We start from the raw sequence: 19,450 nt of genomic DNA, 5'->3' as shown, positions 1-19,450 counted from the left end.
ATGAAAACGCTGATTGGGTCTAACAAGCTGGTTGTCCGGGCTGCCGCGTTGCTGCTGCTGAGCCTGCTATTGCCCCAGCTGGCCGCGGCCCACGTGCTGGATGTGGACGTGAGCAAACTCTCGCGCACCGACATCATCAGCACGTATCTGAAGCTGGGCTTTACCCACATTCTGCCGCTCGGCCTCGACCATATTTTGTTCGTGCTGAGCATTTTTTTCCTGGAGCCCCGCCTTAAGCCGGTGCTCTGGCAGGCTACGGCTTTCACCGTGGCCCACTCCATTACGCTGGGCCTGGCCATGTACGGGCTGATTTCGCCGCCCGCCTCCATCGTAGAGCCCGTTATTGCCTTGTCCATTCTGTTCGTGGCTATTGAGAATATTGTGGCCGACCGGCTCAATCCGTGGCGCGTGGCCATTGTCTTCGGCTTCGGCCTGATTCACGGCATGGGCTTCGCCAGCGTGCTGACCGGGCTCGGGCTGCCGCGTGCCATGTTCGTGGAGTCCTTGATTTCCTTTAACGTGGGCGTGGAACTGGGGCAGGTAACCGTGATTCTGCTGGCCTGGGTGCTGGTAGGCCGCTGGTTTGCCGACAAGCCCTGGTACAAGCAGCGCGTGGTGGTGCCGGCCTCGGTCCTTATCGGGCTGATAGCCGCGTACTGGACCGTAGAGCGGGTTTTCTTCGCCTAGCTTCCTGCCGCTGCCCATTTCTAGTCTCTACCTCTCAACTTCTACCTGCCTGCTATGTTGCGTTCCTGGCTCGTGCTGCTGTTGCTTGCCAACTACCTGCTGGTAGTAGGAGCCGGCCTCGTGAACCGGCCGCAAGCCCCGCGCTACTCGGCTGCGCACCCCTATACGCACAGCGCCGACTGCCAGCAGAAGCACTACCTCATGGTCGACTGCTTCGATACCTGCAACGGCGACCAGCACGTGGTGCAGAAGCGCACTGCCAGCCAGAATGCCCAGCACCTGCTGACAATCATGAAGGGCATTGACGTGCATTGTCTGGTGGAGCCCATTTGCCTGACACCGTTTTATGTTTCCAGTGAACCACGCCTGCCCGCTGAGTTGCACCAACAGGTGCCCACGGGTTTTGCCGCGCTGGTTTACGCTCCGCCCCGTCGGGGATAAGCCGCAGGTGGCTCCTAGCCGCCCGTAGCGCGTCGAAGTACTCCGCGCTGCTCAGGTCTTATCCCTTTTATCTGCTGTTGCCCGCCGGTTATTCAAGCCCGCGGCAGCTGCTTATTACCGACGTATGAATTCGTTTTCTACTCTCCAACTTCCCCGGGCTTCGGCCGGCCGGGAGCTAGTGGCCTTGCCCTTTAGTGCCGCAACCCAGACTTCTGTTGTCAAGCCAGCCGCCAAAGTGGTGCTGCCAGCTCAGCAAATGCACACGGCTCGGCAGTTAGCTGCACAGGCTACGCATCGGGCCCAGGTGCTGGCTCAGCGCCGCTCGTCCATTCATTCTTCTGCCAAACGGTTTTAAGCATGGACGTTTCCTACTCCGCTTCCCGGGCTAAAGCTCTTCGCGGCGCTAAACTTCCGAGTCTGCTTTTAATAGCCTGTAGCATACTGCTTTTGGCTGTATGTCAGCCGGCCCTGGCCCAGAATACGGCCACCCTGCGCGGATTTGTCACCGATTCGCTGTCCGGGCAGCGCCTGCCGGGCGTAGGTATTCGTGTCGATGGGCAGCCCCAGGGCGCAGCTTCCGACGCGGCCGGCGCGTTCCGCATCAGTAATCTGCCGGCTGGTACTTATACTGTGCACGCTACGGCGCTTGGCTACCGCGGCCCGGCTACTACCGTTACCCTGGCGGCCGGGGCCACGCAAAGCGTACAGCTGCGCTTGTCGGCCGTGAGTCTGAGCTTGCAGGAAGTAACCGTGTCGCAGCCCCAGGACCCGAACCAATCCTTGGCCGCCATTTCCCACATCGACCAAGTGCTGCGGCCCGTCAACTCCGCCCAGGACCTGCTGCGCCTGGTGCCCGGCCTTTTTATTGCCCAGCACGCGGGTGGGGGCAAGGCCGAGCAGATTTTCCTGCGCGGCTTCGACGCCGACCACGGCACCGATTTCGCCGTGAGCATCGACGGGTTGCCGGTGAATATGGTAAGCCACGCCCACGGGCAGGGCTACGCCGATTTTCACTTCGTAATTCCGGAAACCGTCGAGCAGCTGCGCGTTTACAAAGGCCCCTACACGGCCCGGTTCGGGGATTTTGCCACGGCTGGTGCCGGCGAGTTTACCACCAAAACCAGTCTAGAACGCAGTCAGGCCAAGGTGGAGCTGGGCCAGTTCGACACCCGCCGGGCCCTGGTAATGCTGGATTTGCTGGGCCACAACAAGCGCCATTTACTGAGCAAAAAGGCGGAAAGCGCCTACGTGGCGGCCGAGTACAACTTCACTAATTCTTACTTCGACCAGAAGCAATACTTCAAGCGCTTCAACGGCCTGGCCAAATACACCGGCCAGCTTACCGACCAAACCTCGCTCACGCTGCTGGGCTCCCATTTTACGTCCAACTGGGACGCCAGCGGGCAGGTGCCGGAGCGGGGCGTGGCCGAAGGCCTGATTTCGCGCTATGGCAGCATCGACCCCACCGAGGGCGGCAGCACCAGCCGGACCAACGCCTCGGCGGTGCTGACCACCGGCTTGGCCCACGATGCGGTGCTGCGCCAGCAGGCTTACTACTCGAAGTACGACTTTAGCCTGTATTCCAACTTCACCTTCTTCCTGCAGGACCCTATCAACGGTGACGGAATTCAGCAAGTCGACGACCGGCACCTATTTGGCTACACCGCCACCTATGACCGGGACACCCAGCTGGGCAGCCGCCGCCTGCACTCAACTCTGGGCGTGGGCACCCGCAACGACTTTTCCGACCTGGCCCTGCGCCACACCGTGCGCCGGGAAGTGCTGGATACCGTGACCAATGGCCGACTGTATGAGCGCAACATCAACACCTACCTCGACGAAACCCTGACCCTGACCGAGCGGCTGACCGTGAATGCCTCGGTGCGGGCCGACTTATTCACCTTCGACTTCCGCGGGCAGCTTTACGACACCACGTCTTTGAGTCTACAGCCGCTGCGGGGCCGCACTACCAAAGCCCGAGTGTCGCCGAAGCTAAACCTCTACTACGAGCTGACGCCCAGCGTGCAGTTGTTTGTGCGCTCCGGCATCGGCTTTCATTCCAACGACGCCCGGGGCGTGATTCGCGGGACCGTGGGCGACAATGTGTTGCCCCGGGCCATCGGTTACGAGGTCGGCAGCACGTTTAAGCCCGTGCCCAGCCTGGTCGTCAACACGGCGCTGTGGGCCTTGCACCTGCAGGATGAGCTGGTCTACATCGGCGACGCGGGCGAGGTGGAAAGCTCCGGGCCTACGCGCCGCTTCGGCGTCGACGTGTCGGCCCGCTACCAGCTCAGCTCTTCTTTGTTTGCCGATCTGGACTTAAACTACAACCACGGCCGGCAGGTAGATGCTCCGGCTGGCGCCGACTACATTCCGCTGGCGCCCAGCTTCACCAGCATCGGGGGGCTCACACTGAAGCGACCTGGCGGCTTCACGGCCAGCCTGCGCTACCGCTACATCGACGACCGGCCCGCCAACGACGATGGCAGCATTACCGCCCGCGGCTATTTCCTGCTCGATGCCGTAGCCAGCTACACCACCAGCCGGTTTCAGCTGGGCATAACGGTGGAAAACCTGGCGAATATGGAGTGGAATCAGGCCCAGTTTGCCACCGAAACCCGCCTGCCCAATGAGCCCCTGGGTACGTCCGTCGATGAGCTGCACTTCACGCCCGGCACGCCGTTTTACCTGAAGGGCAACTTCAGCGTATTCTTCTAAGCGGACGGCTGGCTATACCAATAGCCAGCCGTTTTGCTGACTTTCTGGAAAAGAAAGCTAATCTTCGGCTATGGCTTTCCCTGCTTTTGGCGCTGTATCTTTCTCTGGCTCGGCTTTTCGGTCCTGGCCGCTCGGCCTGGCTATGGCCGCACTGCTGCTGGCTCAGGCCGGCTGCCAGTCGTCGGAAACCAAAGAGCGCAAAGCCACGCTCACAAGCCAGACGATGTGCCAGGCCCCGGTTATAGCGCCCGTAGCTACCGTGGCTGCTTCCGATTCCCTAGCGCCGGTGGCCTTGGCTCCGCTGCCCAATCTTCCCGACTCGGTGCGAAAGGAAGTAGCGGCCCTGCACCAGGCTTTGGGGCCCGAAGCTCAAAAGTTGCGGCTGGCGGTGCTGGAGCGGGCCTGCGTGGGCTACCTGGCCTTGCGCCAGGCCGGCCGTATCCGTCGCCCGGCGGTGCTCGCCGTGGCCGATATGGATCTGCCTTCCACCGAAAAGCGTCTTTGGGTGCTGGATTTGGCAAAAAAACGGGTATTACAACACAGCTACGTAGCCCACGGCCGCGGCTCGGGCCACGTGCGGGCCCGGCGCTTTTCCAACCGTATCAAGTCGGCATGTACGGCCCTGGGCTTCTACCGCACCGCCGATACCTACGCCGGCAAGCACGGCCTTTCGCGCCGCCTGCACGGCCTGGATGCCGGCCTGAACAGCAACGCCCTGGACCGCTACGTAGTGCTGCACGGCGCCGACTACGCCGGGCAAGAGTACCTGAATAAGTACCAGCAGCTGGGCTACAGCCGGGGCTGCCCGGCCCTGCCGCCCGAGCAGTACCGCGCCATTATCAACGCCGTGGGAGAAGGCGCCTGCCTGTATTTGAGTGGGCCGGAGCTGGAATCCAAGTGGCTGGATGCAGGCAAAGCCGGCCGGCAGTTTGCGGCCCGGGGCTGGCGCTAAGTTGCCGCTGCGGTAACCGCCGATTCTGCGGTTCAGCCTGAGCTGAGCCGTAACAACTTCGCGGTTTTGGAGGGCGTACAGAAGGTTTCTACACCAACTACCCACATCCAAAACCCGAAATACCATGGCACAGTTAACTGATTTGCACGACCTGCTTTGTCACGAAATCCAGGCGATGTACAGCGCCGAAAAGCTCATTGTGGCCGGGCTGCCCCGCATGATTGAGAAGGCCCACAACGATGAGCTCAAGCAAGCCTTTAGCCAACACCTGGCCGAAACCGAGCAGCAAGTGGACCGCCTCAAGGAAGTAGCCAAAATGCTGAATATCGACGCCGACGGCGACTCCAACCCCGGCATGAAGGGCATCATTGCCGAAGGCGAAAAGGTAATGGAGAAAAACCCTGAGTCGGAAGTGCTGGACGCGGCCCTGATTTGCGGCGCCCAGAAAATTGAGCATTACGAAATTGCCGGCTACGGTACGGCCGTGTACCTGGCCAGAGAGCTGGGACTGGAAGCCGTGGCCCGCATTCTGGACCAAACTCTGGAAGAAGAAAAGAACACCAACTCGATTCTGAATCACCTGGCCAAAAACCTGGTGAACCCCATGGCAGAGTAAGCTTACCCGCTGCTGCCCACAAAAAAAGCCTCTCCGTAAACCGGGGAGGCTTTTTTGTGGAAAACTAAGGCTGGCTACTTAATCACGAGCTTCTGGCTCAGGCCAAACTCGGCTACTGAGAGCTGGTAGATGCCGGCCGGCAAAGTCTTGGCCGGAACCAGATGCAGCTGGTTAGAGCCGCTGTACAGGCGCACGGTTTCCTGGTGCATCAGGCGGCCCGTCACGTCGAACAGGCGGATAGTGGCGGGCTGCTCGCTGGCCGTTTGCAGCACCAGCTCAATCCGGTCGGCGGTAGTGGGGTTGGGGAAAAGCTGCAGCTCCGCTTGGGCCTTGGTAGCTCCGCTGGCCGTCGGCGCGGCCGTAGCCAGGGCGGTGCGCGCCGACATCGAGCCGCTGACCACCGTGGGGCCGTGTAGGTAGCCTTCACGAAAGCCCGCTGGGCGGGGTTAGCCGTGGAAGCGTTGCGGGCCCGAAGCGTAATCCAGCCGGCGGTGGTGGGGTGTAGGTACCGGTCAGGTTGCCGGTGCCCGTCTGGCTGCTTACCAGCGTGCCGGCGCTGTTGTAGAGGGCCACTGTGAGGCTGCGGGTGGCGTCGGTGGGGAAGAGGGTATAGGTGATGGCCTTGTTGGCGTCGGAGTAGATGCGGCCGGCCGTGCGCAGTGCCGTAGAGCTGGCCGGCAGTTGCCCGCCCTGCTGCAAGGAGCGGGAATCACTGTCGCCGAGGTCGTCGGCCAGTTCCCATTCCTGGGTGGTCGTCATGGCGGCGCGTACGTAATTGGTACCGATGTTTACCGGAGCCCACACCGAATAGCCGCGGCGGCCACCGGCGGCCGTGCCGTTGCAGGGCGGCGTGTTAATGGCTACCGTCTGCGAGCCGCTCACCGTTACCGTTGCCGTGCCGTTGGCTCCGGAGTAGTCCTTGAGCACGGTGCCCGGCGCAAAGTCACACGACACGGTGCTGTTCTGCCAGGTGCTGAAGTTGTCGTTGATGCCGATAAGGGCCTTGGTGCTGCGCTCAATTACGAGGTGGTCGGCGGCCTGCCAGCGCACTTTGTAAGCGCCGTCCTTGAAGCGCAGGTTCTGGTGGCACCAGATCAGGTTTTCCAGGTCGGAGCGGGTGGGCAGGTCCACGGTGCTTTTGGGGCTGTGCGAATAGCGCTTCCCGGTATTGCCCACGTTAAACAGGTCCTCGAAGAAAATCTGGGGTGAGCCATCGACGGCCATAGCGGCGGCATAGGCAGCTGACAAACGTGGGTCGAAAGGGTCAATATGCGGGGCCAGCTCCGAGCCGGTATTCCAGCCGGTGTAGTTGCCGCCGGCGTCGGTTTGGGGCCGGAAGGTGTCGTGGTTGTTCACAAACGGCACGGTACGGTGCACGTACTGCCCATTGATAAGCACCGTGCGCGTGCCCTGCTGGTAGCCCGGCAGCGTGCCCATGTCGAAGTTGCCGCCCCCACTCACGATGTTATAAATACCGTTGCGCAGCGAAAAGTCGAAGGTGCCAGCCCGGTTCTGCACGTTGCTCACCCAACTGTCCATCTGGGAGCTGGAGCCTACCCATTCGCCCACGGCGTACATCGTAGCGCCGCCGTTGGCCCAGCCGGCGTTGCTTTGCAGGTTGTAGAGGAAATCCTCCATGGCGAAGTCCGGGAAGTGCTTCACCGCGTCGAGGCGTACCCCATCGAAGCCCACCTGCTTTTTATACCACACCAGCCAGTTGCGGGTATTCGTGCGCATGTAGTCGGCACTTTGGGCGGGGTTAAAGGTGGCGTTGGAGCTTGTGCCGTAAGAGCCGTTGTAGTAGCTCACGTCGGGCCCGAAGTATACCGCGTTCCAGTCGCCGGAGGTAGAGTTATTGCCGGGGTTGGGGTTGAAGTTCTGCCAGTTTTTGGAGAAGCGCCCGTTGCGGGCTAGGTAGTTGGCGGCCGTTTCGTCGGTGGCGGGCTTGGTGTAGCTCACGTACCGGAAGTTTTTGTACTTGCCCGTCGTGTAGTCGTCCCAGGCGGCCGGGTCCACACCACCTTGCCCGGTGGATGAGCCGGCATTGTCGACGTGGTTGAGCACAATATCCTGCACTACTTCAATGCCGTTGGCGTGCAGAATAGCTACGCCGCGCAGCAGCTCGTCCTTGGTGCCCAGGCGGGTCGGCAAAAAACCTTTCTGGTACTTATCCCCGAGGTCATAGTTGTCGAACGGGGAGTAGCCGTTGCCCTGGTTGCCGTTCTTGATGGACGGCGGCATCCAGACGGCGTCGATGCCCATGGCCTTGAGGCGGGGAGCCAGATCGGCAATGTAGTTGGCCCAGCCATTGGGGTAGTTGGTGTTCCAGTAGTCCCACCAGAAACCTTGGAGAACCACTTTCTGAGCGCGCACCGGGCTGCCGGTCAGAAAAAGGAATAGGGATAGGGCGACCAGCAGCCAGCGGCTGGGTCGGGGGGTAGACTTGTGCATTCGTACTGTGGGAATTGGTTGGAAAAAGGAGCGGGGCGAAAAAATTACTTGCGTAATATTTTTCATTGGCAAGGTAATGGGTTATAGGAGGAAAGCAATATGCCGATTGCCGTACAAGATTATGGCCTGGGACAAACCGCCTCAAAACGGCCGCCGGGAATTAATTGAATATGGCCATTGTTGTATATGCTGCTCTCCGGTATTCGAGCCGGGGCGCGGTTTTAACGTATAGCCTGATATCCGGGGCTTCGGCCCGATTAAGACTATATTCTGACAACTGACATAAAAAATAAGTATCCATGGAAAAGCCCAGTGTAACCCAGCGTAAGCGACTCAAGATCCGGGCCCGTCGACTGACGCGTCGGGTGCTGCCGTTCATAGCTTCGCTGTTTATGGCTACTCCGCTGGCTTCGCCCGTAGCCTCAACTACGGCAGCCGGGATGGAAACCAAGTTGCCTACCCCTCAGGCCATGCAGGCCGCTTTCTTCGAGCAGCGCCTGCACGACCTCTACCGCGACCTGCAGGTAGAGCAGCAAGGCCTGCGCTACGACGTATTCGAGAAGGCCGTAACCGGCTATTTCAACCTCAAAAACGACGGTAAGCTCAATGACAAGCAACTGCTAACCGTTGTCGACTTCAGCCTGCCTTCCACCGAAAAGCGCCTGTGGGTGCTGGACTTGGCCAGCAAGAAGGTGGTGTTCAATACCCTGGTGGCCCACGGCCACAACTCGGGCGAGAACATGGCGACCAACTTCTCCAACGAGAACGAGTCGAACATGAGCAGCCTGGGTTTCTACGTGACTGAGGCGGAGTATATCGGCAAGCACGGCCGCTCGCTCAAACTCAACGGCGTGGACGAAGGCTACAACGACAACGCCATGATGCGCTCCGTGGTAATGCACGGCGCCGACTACGTGAGTGAGGAGTTCATTCGCCAGAACGGCCGTCTGGGTCGCAGCCTCGGCTGCCCGGCCTTGCCCATGGATCAGTACGCCCAGATTATCGACACCGTCGGTAATGGCACTTGCCTGTTCTTGAACGGCAACGATACTACCTATTCGTCGAAGTATCTGAATCCGGATGTGGCGCAGGATGTAGCCATGAACACGCTGCTGAATACCAACAGCTAACTTATAGTTGCTATTTGAAAAAGGCCACCCGCGCAAACGGGTGGCCTTTTTTTGTGTGCTGCTGAAGTCTGCGCTAAAGCGTGACACCGAACTTTTTGCCCACGCTTTCCAGGTCCTTTACCACGGGCTCCAACAGCGGAATGCCGTCCAGGAGGCGGTGCTGAGCCATGATTCGCTCCGGGTCACCGGGAATGATAACCTGCTTGCCCTCCACGGCCTGAGCGTTGCGGAAAGTGCTGATCCAGTTATCCATGTGAGCCTTGAACTCGGCGGCGGGCCGGAAGGCATCCACCCGCATTGCGCCCAGGAAGTGCCCGATGCCCTGGCCCACCGGGTCGGCGGGTGGCTGCAGGAAAGCCACGAAGGGCGGCACCCAGGGCCCATAGTTAGCTCCCGACAGTACGGCCGAGAAGATATCCACGATGCTGCCTAGGCAGTAGCCCTTATGGGAGCCGGTATCGCCGCCGAGGGGGAGCAGGGCGCCGCCGTTTTTCACGGCGTTGGCATCAGTCGAGCCACTGCCATCCGCGTTCTGCACCCAACCCTCGGGCACCGGAATCTGCTTGCGCTGGGCAATTTCAAGCTTACCGTTAGCGGCGGTGGTCGTAGCGAAGTCGGCCACGAAATCGGGCTGCTCACCGGCCGGAATGGCTACGGCAATGGGGTTAGTGCCCAGCAGGCGGTCCAGAGAATACGTGGGCGCTACCAGGGGGCTGGCGTTGGTCATGGCCATGCCAATCATGTCGTGGGCCAGGGCCTTCATGGCGTGGTAGCCGGCAATGCCAAAGTGGTTGGAGTTCTTCACCGACACCCAGCCCGTACCCGCCAGCCGGGCTTTTTCCAGAGCAATGTTCATGGCCTTGGGCGCTACGACCAGCCCCAGGCCCCCGTCGCCATCCACCACGGCGGTGCTGGGCGTTTCGTACACCACACCCACCCGCGGCGTGGCATTGATGCGGCCCGCTTCCCAGAGCCGCACGTAGCCAATCAGCCGGGCTACGCCGTGCGAGTCGATGCCGCGCAAATCAGCCGAAAGCAGGGTTTCCGTGGCCAGCGTCGCATCGTCGGGCGGGCAGCCCATGCTTAGAAAGACGGACTCGGTGAAGGTGAAAAGCTGGTTGTAAGGAAAGGTATGGCTCATAAAGGAAAAGGCGAAAACAGAACGTCATGTCGACCAGCAGGAGACATCTCGCATGCAGTGGTAATTATATACTACTGCAAATAAACACGCGAGATGTCTCCCGCTGGTCGACATGACGCGCTACTTGCGGTACTGAACTACTGCGTCAGCATTTCCTGCAGCAGGCCTTCCTTGAGGGCATAAGCCGAGGCACGGATGTGCACAAAGTCGTATGTCTTGAGTACGAAGTCGATGAGCACGCAGGCTACCACAATCATGTCGGCGCGCATGGGCGTCATGCCGGGCATGGCCACGCGCTGCTCGTGAGTGCTGTGCAAAATCTGGTGGTAGCTCTGGTAAAAGCTGTCCAGGGAAATCGGCGTTTCCGGGGCGGATTCGGGCCGCGCTCCTGTCCGTCGCGGGCCGCCTGCAGGTCGCCGAGCGTGTCAAAGGTACCCGAGGCGCCTACCAGCGCCGAGGGCCGGTAGTGCTGCACGGCCGCCGTCAGGGCCGCGAGCTTCTGGGTCAGGTATTGCTGTAGCTCGTGCACGTCGTCGGTAGTCAGCGGGTCGTGTTTATAGAACCGGTCGAGCAGGCGTTGGGCCCCGATTTCGAAGCTCTGCTTCCAGAAGATGGTTTCCTGGTTGGCCACGATAAACTCCACGCTGCCCCCGCCGATGTCCATAATCAGGTGGGGCTCGGCGCCCAGCGGCACGGCTTGGCGCACGCCCTGGCAGATAAGCTCGGCCTCCCGGGCCCCGGGAATAATGTCGACCCGAATGCCGGTTTGCTCGAAAATGTCACGCACGAGGGCCGGGCCGTTGTTGGCGTTGCGCACCGCGCTGGTTGCCGTGGCCCGCACTTCCGTAACCTGGTGCAGCTCTATTTCTTCCTGAAAGGCCGCCAGCGTGTGCAGGGCCCGGGCGTAGGCTTCGGGCGCAATTTCGCCCTTGCTGATGCCGTCTTCGCCCAGGCGCACGCCCACTTTGGTGCGCAGCAATACGACCGGCTCGGGGTGGCGCGCCTCGGGCAGCTCTACGATCATCAGATGAAACGTATTGGTGCCCATGTCAATCAGGGCCAGACGGCGGTGACGGGGAGTGTGCATTCGTTTGTTGGTTGTAGTTTCTGGCGGTGTGACTTGTCCCATCGGCTACGCTGGCTCCTGACTACAGGCCAGGAACCAGCAAGCCCGGGCAAAACCAGAAGTTAGGTGGCGAAGCGACAGAAGGTGCCTAGCGGCAGCTTCCGCTGCCCCCGGTCGTGTAGGTATATTTCCCCGATTTCGCGGGTAGTGTGCGTCTTGGGGAAGATTTCCGTCACCAGGTTATCCAGAATCAGGGCCGAGAAGCCCAGGGAATACAGGTTAATCAGGAAGAAGTGGTCCTGGGGGTCGAGCAGCTGCTGGCAAAGCTTGAGCATCTCGTTGAGCTCATCCTCCAGCTGCCACTTCTCGCCATTGGGGCCGCGGCCGTAGGCGGGCGGGTCTAAGATCAGGCCTTGGTACTTGTTACCGCGCTTTACTTCGCGCTGCACGTACTTCATGGCGTCTTCCACGAGCCAGCGCACCCCGTCGAGGTTAGAGGCTTCCATATTGTCGCGGGCCCAGAAGTTGACCTGCTTCACCGAGTCGAGGTGGGTCACGTCGGCGCCGGCGGCCCGGGCGGCTAGCGTGGCGGCCCCGGTGTAAGCAAACAGGTTCAGCACCCGGGGCACGGCGGCTTTGCGCTGCTTGGTTTGCTGGTAGATAAACTGCCAGTTGGGGTCCTGCTCCGGAAACAGGCCTACGTGCTTAAAGGAGGACATGCCCAGCCGAAACCGCAGCTTGAGCCCGTCCTGCCCGTAGTTGATAATCCACTGCTCGGGCGTGCCGGGCTTGATTTTCCACTGGCCTTTCTCCTGGCTGCCTTTTTCGCGGGTAAAGGTGGCGTTGGCGCGCTGCCATTCGCTGGCGGGCAGGTGCGGGTCCCAAATGGCCTGGGGCTCGGGGCGGGCCAGCACGTGCTTGCCAAAACGCTCAAGCTTTTCGAAGTTGCCCGAGTCGATGAGCTCGTAGTCAGGCCAGTTGCCGGTGGTCAGAAAAGAATACATACGGGTGTGCTAAAGTACCGCGCTGCGGCCCGTCAAAGGTAGGGCATCCGAGCCGAACGGTGGTAGTTGCGGGCAAAGCCCCTATCTTCCACACCCGACCCAATACTTTCCTACTCGCCTCTTTATGACGGAAGTTGCCCGTATCACCGACCAACTGCAGCGCGCTTTTGACGGGGCCGCCTGGTCGGGACCTTCGTTGCTGGCTACGCTGCCACGCCTCACGGCCAGCCAGGCGGCTGCCCATCCGGTAGTACAAGCCCATAGCATCTGGGAAATCGTGTTGCACCTCGCGGCCTGGATTCGCACCGTGCAGCAGCGCGTGGCCAGCCGTCAGGTTATTCCGCTGACCAACAAGCAGGATTGGCCTGCCCAGCCCACCTCACTCGATGAAGAGCTGTGGGAAAACAGCCGGCAGGACCTGCGCGCCGCCCACCAGCTGCTGCTCGACACCGTGGCTGCTCTGACCGATGCAGACCTGGCCGCGCCAGTAGGAGAGGGGCCCGAAGTTGAACCGGGCACGGCGCATCCGGTTTATGTGTTGCTGCACGGAGTAGCGCAGCACAACCTTTACCACGCCGGCCAAATCGTCTTGCTCCGCAAAGCCCTAGGCCTGTAAATTCCGCTCCGTTTACCGCTTCGCAACCCCGCCGTTTCCTCCCATCTTTGCACCTATTATGACCATGACCGCGCTTACCTTTCATAAATACCAGGGCACCGGCAACGACTTCGTGATGCTGGACGACCGTGCCCAGCAGTTCGACGAGCACGATTCCCGCCTGGTCCGCCACCTCTGCGACCGGCGCCTGGGCATCGGGGCCGACGGCCTGATCCTGCTGCGCAACCACGCCGAGTACGACTTCGAAATGGTGTACTTCAACGCCGATGGCTTCGTGGGCTCGATGTGCGGCAACGGGGGCCGCTGCACGGTGGCGTTTGCCAAACACCTGGGCGTTATTCAGGATAAAACCCGCTTCCTGGCTGCCGATGGTCCGCACGAGGCCCACGTGGATGCGCAGGGCTTGGTGCACCTGCGTATGCAAGACGTGCACGGGCAGCAGGAAGTGGAAGGTCAGGGCATCTTTCTCGACACCGGCTCGCCCCACCTCATCCGGTTTATGCCCACCAGCTCCTTGGTTGATCTGAACGTGTTTGCCGAGGGCCGGGCCGTGCGCTACAGTGAGCTGTTCCGAGAGAAGGGCACCAACGTCAACTTCGTGGAAACGCCCGTGGCCGCCGACCAGCCCTGGCAGGTGCGCACCTACGAGCGGGGCGTGGAAGACGAAACCATGTCGTGCGGTACCGGGGTCACGGCTGTAGCCCTGGCCGCTTCCCGGCGCGGCGCCAGCAGCCCGGTGCACCTGCGCACCCGCGGCGGCGACCTGCACGTGGCCTTCGAGGCCCGGCCCGACGGCTCCTTTACCAACGTCTACCTCAGTGGCCCGGCCCAGCGCGTGTTTGGCGGTACAATAGAAGTATAAATTCTGAAACCAAGTTTGGCCCCTGGCCGGCCCGGCAGTAGTCGGCGTTCGGTCAGGGGCCGGTTTATAACCAATGATGCAGCAAGCCGCCAACGTAACGCTCCGGGCCCTGGAGGAGTCGGACCTGGACTTCCTCTACGCTCTGGAAAACGACCCCAGCATCTGGGGAGTCTCCGATACGCTGGCGCCCGTGTCGCGCTTTGCCCTGCGCCAGTACCTGCAGCACGCCACCGCCGATTGGTACGAAGTGCGGCAGATGCGGCTGGTAATCTGCGTAGCGGAAAAATCCGTCGGTACATTGGATTTATTCAACTTTGAGCCGTTGCATCAGCGGGCGGGTGTTGGTATTACCATATTGGCTGAAGTACGCCGACAGGGCTATGCGCAGGCTGCTTTAGAACTTTTGCTGGGTTATGCCCGCCATACGTTACGCTTGCACCAATTGTACTGTACCGTGGCTGCCGACAATACAGCTAGTTTGCAGCTGTTCGAGCAGGCTGGTTTTCGGCAAGTAGGAGTGCGAAAAGAGTGGTTACGAAAAGATTTTTTTTGGCAGGATGCGGTAGAGTTACAATATATTTTAGAGACGAAATATTCTGGTAACGAATAAGTTAGCTTTTGGCAGGAAATGTTGGTAGTCCTTACGGTTGAGCTGGTATTATTTGATGATTCATCGGCTGAGTAAACTACTGTATCCTTTTTAGAGATGGCTGCGTATAAGGTAATGTCGCGGGGCTAGGTTAGTATTGGACACCTTTTCCGCGGTAAATCTTCCTTTCCAGCTTCTTTGATATGCCGCTATCTACTCCGGCGGAGGCACCACCACGCGCTTCCTCGACTGCTCCTGCTACCCCCTCCGCTGCTGCTAATGCAGCTTCTACTACGTCCGATTTTTCCTATACGCTTCCCGATTTTGTGTGCTTTGCGCACCTGCACTGGGATTTTGTATGGCAGCGGCCCCAGCACCTATTGTCGCGTTTTGCGCAGCAGGGGCGTGTATTCTACGTGGAAGAGCCCTTTTTTCACCACGACCAGACGGCTCCCGATTTTGCACACTTCGAAGTAAAGGAGCGCCAAAACGGTGTTAAAGTTTTGGTGGCCCACTTGCCCGTTGGCTTTTCCGAAGAGCAGAACGATGAGATGCAGGCCAAACTGCTAACTCAGTACTTTTCCGAGAATAGTATCAATAAATACGTTTTTTGGTACTATACCCCGATGGCGCTCAGTAAATCCCGCCATTTGCAGCCCGTACTTACCGTATACGACTGCATGGACGAGCTGGCAGCCTTCAAGTTTGCCCCGCCCAAACTGCGCGAATTGGAACAGGAGCTGTTCAAGAAAGCCGACTTGGTGTACACCGGTGGCCAGAGCCTCTACGAAGCCAAAAGCCTGCAGCATGCTGATGCTCACTCGTTTCCGAGCAGTATCGATAAGGACCACTTTGGCCAGGCCCGGCAGAACTTGCCCGAGCCGAAAGACCAGGCTGGTATTGCTCACCCCCGTGTCGGCTTCTTTGGCGTGGTAGATGAGCGCCTTGATATTGAATTATTGGGCCAATTAGCCGAAGCGCATTCTGAGTGGCAGTTCGTCATTATCGGCCCGGTAGTGAAGATTGACGCTGCTTTACTACCTCGCTTCAGCAACATCCACTACCTCGGCGGTAAAGAGTACAAGGAACTCCCGGCATATTTATGTGGTTGGGATGTAGCCACGCTGCTCTTCGCCGATAACGAAAGCACGAAGTTTATCTCACCCACCAAGACGCCCGAATATCTCGCGGCCGGTAAACCAGTGGTGAGTACTCCCATCCGCGACGTGGTTCGCCCGTACGGCGACCTGAACCTGGTTCAAATTGCCTCCACGGCCGACGAGTTCGGCAAAGCCATTGCCAAAGCGCTGGTGCAAAAAGACGACGCCGACTGGCGCAAGCGCACCGACGAATACTTGGCCACCATCTCCTGGGATCTGACCTGGCAGCGCATGGTGGAACTCATGCAGGACAAGCTGAAGCACAAACAGTAAGCTCGACCGAACAGAGACGACCCATCTTCCGTATTGCTTTCAGCTATCCTTTTCGTAACCGCACATTTCAGCCACCAAGACACCCAGCACTATGTTTGACTATCTCATCGTTGGAGCCGGCTTCGCCGGCAGCGTGCTAGCCGAGCGGCTGGCCACTCGTTCAAATAAAAAAGTGCTTATCCTGGATAAGCGCAACCATATTGCCGGCAACGCCTACGACCATTACAACGAAGAAGGCATCCTGGTCCACAAGTATGGCCCGCACATCTTCCACACTAATTCCAAGGACGTATTCGAATACCTCTCCAATTTCACCGACTGGCGTCCGTATGAGCACCGCGTACTGGCTTCCGTCGACGGTCAGATGGTGCCCATGCCCATCAACCTGGACACCATCAACAAACTGTATGGCCTCTCGCTAAACAGCTTCGAAGTAGAGCAGTTCCTGGAGTCGCTGGCCGAGCAGATTCCCGTTATTAAGACGTCGGAAGACGTAGTAGTAAGCAAAGTAGGCCGCGAACTGTACGAGAAGTTCTTCCGCAACTACACCCGCAAGCAGTGGGGCATGGACCCTTCGGAGCTGGATAAGTCGGTAACAAGCCGCGTACCCACCCGCACGAACCGCGACGACCGGTACTTCACCGACACGTATCAGGCCATGCCGCTGCACGGCTACACCCGGATGTTTGAGCGTATGCTCGACCACCCCAACATCAGCATCATGCTGAATACTGACTACCACGACGTAGTTGATTTCATTCCTTTCAAGGAAATCATCTTTACCGGTCCGGTAGATGAGTACTTCGACTTCAAGTTTGGCAAGCTGCCTTACCGTTCGCTCGAGTTCAAGCACGAGACGCTGAACACCGAGAAGTTCTTGGCCGCGCCGGTAGTAAACTACCCCAACGAGCACCTCTATACCCGCATCACGGAGTTCAAGGCCCTGACGGGCCAGCAGCACCCCAAGACCAGCGTGGTGTACGAATATCCCAAAGCAGAAGGCGACCCTTACTATCCAATTCCACGCCTCGAAAACGCCGAGTTGTACAACATGTACAAGAAACTGGCCGACGAGACGCCCAACGTGCACTTCGTAGGCCGCTTGGCGACTTACAAGTACTACAACATGGACCAGGTAGTAGCCCAGGCCCTGACGTTGTACAAGAAGCTCACCGACAAAGTTGAAAAGGTGGCCGACAAGCCTTCCATCACGGGTTCTACCTCCATCATGGAGAAGCTTGTTCCCCGTGACCCTGCTAAAGAATAGTTTTTAGATACAACCGACGCAAGTCGGCCGCAGGTGTACTGTCATCCTGCGCAGCAAGCAGCACTTTTTTCGGCAATCTGAGTTGATCAGGGCCTTAAACAGAACTGTAAGGCTGCGCAGGATGACAGTACTGTTTTTAGCCGGTCTTAACTGAACAATATAGTAAGACCGGTATCCTACCACGAACCACAAACTGTGATGGAGAATGTAGAAGTATGGGGCGGGGTAGAGTGTACCATTCGGCGGGTTGGCAACGGGTATACCGACCAGCTCGTGAGTAGTGGGCACCGCACCCGCATCGAAGACTTAAACCTGTTTGCCGAGCTAGGTATCCGCAAGCTTCGTTACCCTATCCTGTGGGAACAAGTAGCGCCCGAAAGTCTTGATAACCCCGACTGGACCTGGACCGATGAGCGTATGGCCAAGCTCCAGGAATTGGGCATCGACCCGATAGTGACGCTGCTGCACCACGGCAGCGGCCCGCGTTACACGGCCCTCAACAAAAAGAACTTTGTGCCCCAACTGGCGCGCTTTGCCCGCATGGTAGCCGAGCGCTACCCCTGGATCAAGCACTACACGCCCGTCAACGAGCCGCTCACGACGGCCCGCTTCAGTGGCCTCTACGGCATCTGGTACCCGCATGCGCTGGACGACAAAACCTTTGTTCGGATTCAGCTAAACCACATCAAGGGTACCCGGGCCGCCATGCAAGCCATTCGGGAAATAACCCCCGACGCGCTGCTGGTGCAAACCGAGGACCTGGGCAAAACTCACTGCACACCCAAGCTGGCTGATCAGGCCGAGTTTGAAAACAACCGGCGCTGGCTCACCTTTGATCTGCTCTGCGGCAAGCTGGATCAGCAGCACCCGTTGTGGCATTACCTGCGCCAGCACGGCGCCTCCCAGCGCGAACTGCTGGACTTGGTCAAGAACCCGCTACCTCCGGATATCCTGGGTATCAATCACTACGTGACCAGTGAGCGGTTTCTGGACGAAAATCACCAGTACTTCCCGGCCCACCACCTCTGCCAGAGCGAAGCCCGCGTGGACTATGCCGACGTAGAGGCCGTACGGGTGCGCCTAGTACAAACGGCCGGCCTCCACGATCTGCTGCTGGAGGCCTGGGAACGGTACCACATTCCTCTTGCCATTACTGAAGTTCACCTCGACTGCACCCGCGAGGAGCAGATGCGCTGGGTACAATACGCCTGGGATGCGGCTAACCAGCTCAAGGCCGAAGGCGTAGATATACGCGCCATCACCATCTGGTCCTTGCTCGGCGCTTACGACTGGAACACGCTACTAACCCAGGAAGGAGCTTTTTACGAAAGCGGCGTCTTCGATATGCGTGGCGGTCAGCCCCGCAAAACGGCTTTGTTTAAAATGGTAAAAGCCCTGGCCACTGAGGGACATTACCATCACCCGCTGCTACAGAACAAAGGATGGTGGGAACGGGACGACCGTTTCATTTACCACCATCTGAGCCCTACTTCCAACCCTACCACCTAAGCTATGAAAATACTTGATTCGAATGATCTGAGTCCGGGCTCCATCCAGGCGCCCGTCCAACCCCTGCTCATTACCGGTGCTAATGGCACGCTGGGCCGGGCTTTTCAGCGTATCTGTGCTATTCGCGGCATCGAAACCGTAGCACTGAGCCGCCAGGAACTGGATATTACCGACCCGCAGTCGGTAGAGCGTGCCCTAACGCAATACAATCCTTGGGCAGTAGTCAACACGGCCGGCTATGTGAAGGTGGACGAGGCCGAAAAGGACTTTGCCCGCTGCTACCGCGAAAACACCACCGGACCGGCTATTCTGGCTGCGGCCTGCGCCTACCGCGACATTCACTTCCTGACTTTCTCTTCCGACCTGGTGTTTGATGGGAATAAGTCGGCGGCTTACGTGGAAAGTGATACGCCTCGGCCGCTGAACGTGTATGGCAACAGCAAGCGCCTGGCCGAAAAGGATGTGCTGCATTGCATGTCTAACGCCCTGGTAGTGCGAACCAGCGCGTTTTTCGGGCCCTGGGACGAATACAACTTCGTGTATCATGCCCTGAAAGCCGGGCACCAGAAGCAGGCTTTCGAAGCCGCCGACGACGTGCTCATCTCACCCACCTTCGTACCCGATCTGGTGAACGTGTCCCTGGATCTGCTCATCGACGAGGAGCGGGGCGTATGGCACTTGGCCAACCAGGGCTCCTTCACCTGGGCCGACCTGGCGCGCCTGGCCGCCGATATGGGCGGTATGGATACTTCCTTCGTGGTGCCGAAATCCATGCAGAAGTTTGGCTTAGCCGCCGCCCGGCCGGTGTATAGCGTCCTGGGCAGCAAACAGGGCAACCTACTGCCGAGCGTGGAACACCGCTTGCACGGCTGCGTCAACGAAATGATGCACACGCTGCGCAACACGCCGGAAGAGCCGATGGCCGTAGCCTCCTAAGCTTCAAACCGCGTCATTTTTAGCATATACCG

At 59.3% G+C, this 19,450-nt stretch carries 20 protein-coding genes; 14 read left to right on the top strand and 6 right to left on the bottom strand.

All coding sequences use genetic code 11. The features are described 5' to 3' along the window. The 6 genes from MUN79_RS00195 to MUN79_RS00170 all read left to right on the top strand — a co-directional run bounded on the left by MUN79_RS00195 (window position 1) and on the right by MUN79_RS00170 (window position 5,414). On the top strand, window positions 1-687 hold the full coding sequence (locus MUN79_RS00195; protein WP_244675857.1) for a HupE/UreJ family protein: 687 nt from the start codon (window positions 1-3) through the stop codon (window positions 685-687). Between the two features lie 54 nt (window positions 688-741). Then, the gene (locus tag MUN79_RS00190; RefSeq protein WP_244675856.1) at window positions 742-1,128 is read left to right on the top strand and encodes a hypothetical protein; all 387 of its coding nucleotides are present in this window, start codon (window positions 742-744) and stop codon (window positions 1,126-1,128) included. Between the two features lie 124 nt (window positions 1,129-1,252). Beyond that, window positions 1,253-1,483, top strand: coding sequence for a hypothetical protein (locus MUN79_RS00185; protein WP_244675855.1), 231 nt, complete (start codon window positions 1,253-1,255; stop codon window positions 1,481-1,483). Between the two features lie 92 nt (window positions 1,484-1,575). Then, complete coding sequence (locus tag MUN79_RS00180; RefSeq protein WP_244675854.1) at window positions 1,576-3,846, top strand: TonB-dependent receptor; 2,271 nt, start codon at window positions 1,576-1,578, stop codon at window positions 3,844-3,846. Between the two features lie 142 nt (window positions 3,847-3,988). After that, on the top strand, window positions 3,989-4,798 hold the full coding sequence (locus tag MUN79_RS00175) for a murein L,D-transpeptidase catalytic domain family protein (protein WP_244675853.1): 810 nt from the start codon (window positions 3,989-3,991) through the stop codon (window positions 4,796-4,798). 124 nt (window positions 4,799-4,922) lie between these two features. Beyond that, window positions 4,923-5,414 carry a YciE/YciF ferroxidase family protein gene (locus tag MUN79_RS00170; RefSeq protein ID WP_244675852.1) on the top strand — a complete coding sequence of 164 codons (492 nt, stop codon included), beginning with the start codon at window positions 4,923-4,925 and terminating at the stop codon, window positions 5,412-5,414. Between the two features lie 74 nt (window positions 5,415-5,488). Here the strand turns inward: MUN79_RS00170 and MUN79_RS00165 are convergent, their stop codons facing one another. Further along, window positions 5,489-5,815: a T9SS type A sorting domain-containing protein gene (locus MUN79_RS00165; protein WP_244675851.1), complete on the bottom strand. Its 327-nt coding sequence runs from the start codon at window positions 5,813-5,815 to the stop codon at window positions 5,489-5,491. A 22-nt stretch (window positions 5,816-5,837) separates the two neighbouring features. Beyond that, on the bottom strand, window positions 5,838-7,865 hold the full coding sequence (locus MUN79_RS00160) for an alpha-amylase family glycosyl hydrolase (RefSeq protein ID WP_244675850.1): 2,028 nt from the start codon (window positions 7,863-7,865) through the stop codon (window positions 5,838-5,840). 299 nt (window positions 7,866-8,164) lie between these two features. Between MUN79_RS00160 and MUN79_RS00155 the strand changes: the two genes are divergently transcribed. Continuing rightward, complete coding sequence (locus tag MUN79_RS00155; RefSeq protein WP_244675849.1) at window positions 8,165-8,995, top strand: murein L,D-transpeptidase catalytic domain family protein; 831 nt, start codon at window positions 8,165-8,167, stop codon at window positions 8,993-8,995. Between the two features lie 73 nt (window positions 8,996-9,068). On the opposite strand, the gene MUN79_RS00150 is transcribed toward MUN79_RS00155, so the two are convergent. The 4 genes from MUN79_RS00150 to MUN79_RS00140 all read right to left on the bottom strand — a co-directional run bounded on the left by MUN79_RS00150 (window position 9,069) and on the right by MUN79_RS00140 (window position 12,206). Beyond that, on the bottom strand, window positions 9,069-10,136 hold the full coding sequence (locus tag MUN79_RS00150; RefSeq protein ID WP_244675848.1) for an Ldh family oxidoreductase: 1,068 nt from the start codon (window positions 10,134-10,136) through the stop codon (window positions 9,069-9,071). Window positions 10,137-10,273: 137 nt separating this feature from the next. Continuing rightward, the gene (locus MUN79_RS29750) at window positions 10,274-10,453 is read right to left on the bottom strand and encodes a hypothetical protein (RefSeq protein WP_262922962.1); all 180 of its coding nucleotides are present in this window, start codon (window positions 10,451-10,453) and stop codon (window positions 10,274-10,276) included. Continuing rightward, the gene (locus tag MUN79_RS00145; protein WP_262922961.1) at window positions 10,411-11,223 is read right to left on the bottom strand and encodes a Ppx/GppA phosphatase family protein; all 813 of its coding nucleotides are present in this window, start codon (window positions 11,221-11,223) and stop codon (window positions 10,411-10,413) included. Before MUN79_RS00145 ends, MUN79_RS29750 begins: the two co-directional genes overlap by 43 nt. A 101-nt stretch (window positions 11,224-11,324) precedes the next feature. After that, on the bottom strand, window positions 11,325-12,206 hold the full coding sequence (locus MUN79_RS00140; RefSeq protein ID WP_244675847.1) for a class I SAM-dependent methyltransferase: 882 nt from the start codon (window positions 12,204-12,206) through the stop codon (window positions 11,325-11,327). Window positions 12,207-12,330: 124 nt separating this feature from the next. On the opposite strand from MUN79_RS00140, the gene MUN79_RS00135 reads away from it, so the two are divergent. The 7 genes from MUN79_RS00135 to MUN79_RS00105 all read left to right on the top strand — a co-directional run bounded on the left by MUN79_RS00135 (window position 12,331) and on the right by MUN79_RS00105 (window position 19,418). After that, a complete protein-coding gene (locus MUN79_RS00135; protein WP_244675846.1) occupies window positions 12,331-12,822 on the top strand; it encodes a DinB family protein in 492 nt (163 codons plus the stop codon). A 64-nt stretch (window positions 12,823-12,886) separates the two neighbouring features. Continuing rightward, window positions 12,887-13,684: a diaminopimelate epimerase gene (gene dapF, locus MUN79_RS00130; protein ID WP_244675845.1), complete on the top strand. Its 798-nt coding sequence runs from the start codon at window positions 12,887-12,889 to the stop codon at window positions 13,682-13,684. A gap of 73 nt (window positions 13,685-13,757) precedes the next feature. After that, complete coding sequence (locus MUN79_RS00125; RefSeq protein ID WP_244675844.1) at window positions 13,758-14,294, top strand: GNAT family N-acetyltransferase; 537 nt, start codon at window positions 13,758-13,760, stop codon at window positions 14,292-14,294. A 182-nt stretch (window positions 14,295-14,476) separates the two neighbouring features. Beyond that, window positions 14,477-15,706: a glycosyltransferase family 1 protein gene (locus MUN79_RS00120; RefSeq protein WP_244675843.1), complete on the top strand. Its 1,230-nt coding sequence runs from the start codon at window positions 14,477-14,479 to the stop codon at window positions 15,704-15,706. A gap of 91 nt (window positions 15,707-15,797) precedes the next feature. Next, window positions 15,798-16,973: a UDP-galactopyranose mutase gene (gene glf, locus MUN79_RS00115; RefSeq protein WP_244675842.1), complete on the top strand. Its 1,176-nt coding sequence runs from the start codon at window positions 15,798-15,800 to the stop codon at window positions 16,971-16,973. Between the two features lie 198 nt (window positions 16,974-17,171). Further along, window positions 17,172-18,482 (top strand): family 1 glycosylhydrolase, encoded by a 1,311-nt coding sequence (locus MUN79_RS00110; RefSeq protein ID WP_244678411.1) that lies wholly within the window; start codon window positions 17,172-17,174, stop codon window positions 18,480-18,482. A 3-nt stretch (window positions 18,483-18,485) separates the two neighbouring features. After that, window positions 18,486-19,418, top strand: coding sequence for an SDR family oxidoreductase (locus tag MUN79_RS00105; protein WP_244675841.1), 933 nt, complete (start codon window positions 18,486-18,488; stop codon window positions 19,416-19,418). The last annotated feature ends 32 nt before the right edge of the window (window positions 19,419-19,450 follow it).

The organism is Hymenobacter cellulosilyticus (assembly GCF_022919215.1).
In the GTDB taxonomy this organism is placed as follows: domain Bacteria; phylum Bacteroidota; class Bacteroidia; order Cytophagales; family Hymenobacteraceae; genus Hymenobacter; species Hymenobacter cellulosilyticus.
This window is presented reverse-complemented; position numbering and strand designations above follow the sequence as displayed.

Coding starts and splice junctions, on each gene's coding strand:
- MUN79_RS00195 (WP_244675857.1), top strand. CDS start 1: ATGAAAACGCTGATTGGGTCTAACAAGCTGGTTGTCCGGGCTGCCGCG.
- MUN79_RS00190 (WP_244675856.1), top strand. CDS start 742: ATGTTGCGTTCCTGGCTCGTGCTGCTGTTGCTTGCCAACTACCTGCTG.
- MUN79_RS00185 (WP_244675855.1), top strand. CDS start 1,253: ATGAATTCGTTTTCTACTCTCCAACTTCCCCGGGCTTCGGCCGGCCGG.
- MUN79_RS00175 (WP_244675853.1), top strand. CDS start 3,989: ATGGCCGCACTGCTGCTGGCTCAGGCCGGCTGCCAGTCGTCGGAAACC.
- MUN79_RS00170 (WP_244675852.1), top strand. CDS start 4,923: ATGGCACAGTTAACTGATTTGCACGACCTGCTTTGTCACGAAATCCAG.
- MUN79_RS00160 (WP_244675850.1), bottom strand. CDS start 7,865: ATGCACAAGTCTACCCCCCGACCCAGCCGCTGGCTGCTGGTCGCCCTA.
- MUN79_RS00155 (WP_244675849.1), top strand. CDS start 8,165: ATGGAAAAGCCCAGTGTAACCCAGCGTAAGCGACTCAAGATCCGGGCC.
- MUN79_RS00150 (WP_244675848.1), bottom strand. CDS start 10,136: ATGAGCCATACCTTTCCTTACAACCAGCTTTTCACCTTCACCGAGTCC.
- MUN79_RS00145 (WP_262922961.1), bottom strand. CDS start 11,223: ATGCACACTCCCCGTCACCGCCGTCTGGCCCTGATTGACATGGGCACC.
- MUN79_RS00140 (WP_244675847.1), bottom strand. CDS start 12,206: ATGTATTCTTTTCTGACCACCGGCAACTGGCCTGACTACGAGCTCATC.
- MUN79_RS00135 (WP_244675846.1), top strand. CDS start 12,331: ATGACGGAAGTTGCCCGTATCACCGACCAACTGCAGCGCGCTTTTGAC.
- dapF (WP_244675845.1), top strand. CDS start 12,887: ATGACCGCGCTTACCTTTCATAAATACCAGGGCACCGGCAACGACTTC.
- MUN79_RS00125 (WP_244675844.1), top strand. CDS start 13,758: ATGATGCAGCAAGCCGCCAACGTAACGCTCCGGGCCCTGGAGGAGTCG.
- MUN79_RS00120 (WP_244675843.1), top strand. CDS start 14,477: ATGCCGCTATCTACTCCGGCGGAGGCACCACCACGCGCTTCCTCGACT.
- glf (WP_244675842.1), top strand. CDS start 15,798: ATGTTTGACTATCTCATCGTTGGAGCCGGCTTCGCCGGCAGCGTGCTA.
- MUN79_RS00110 (WP_244678411.1), top strand. CDS start 17,172: ATGGAGAATGTAGAAGTATGGGGCGGGGTAGAGTGTACCATTCGGCGG.
- MUN79_RS00105 (WP_244675841.1), top strand. CDS start 18,486: ATGAAAATACTTGATTCGAATGATCTGAGTCCGGGCTCCATCCAGGCG.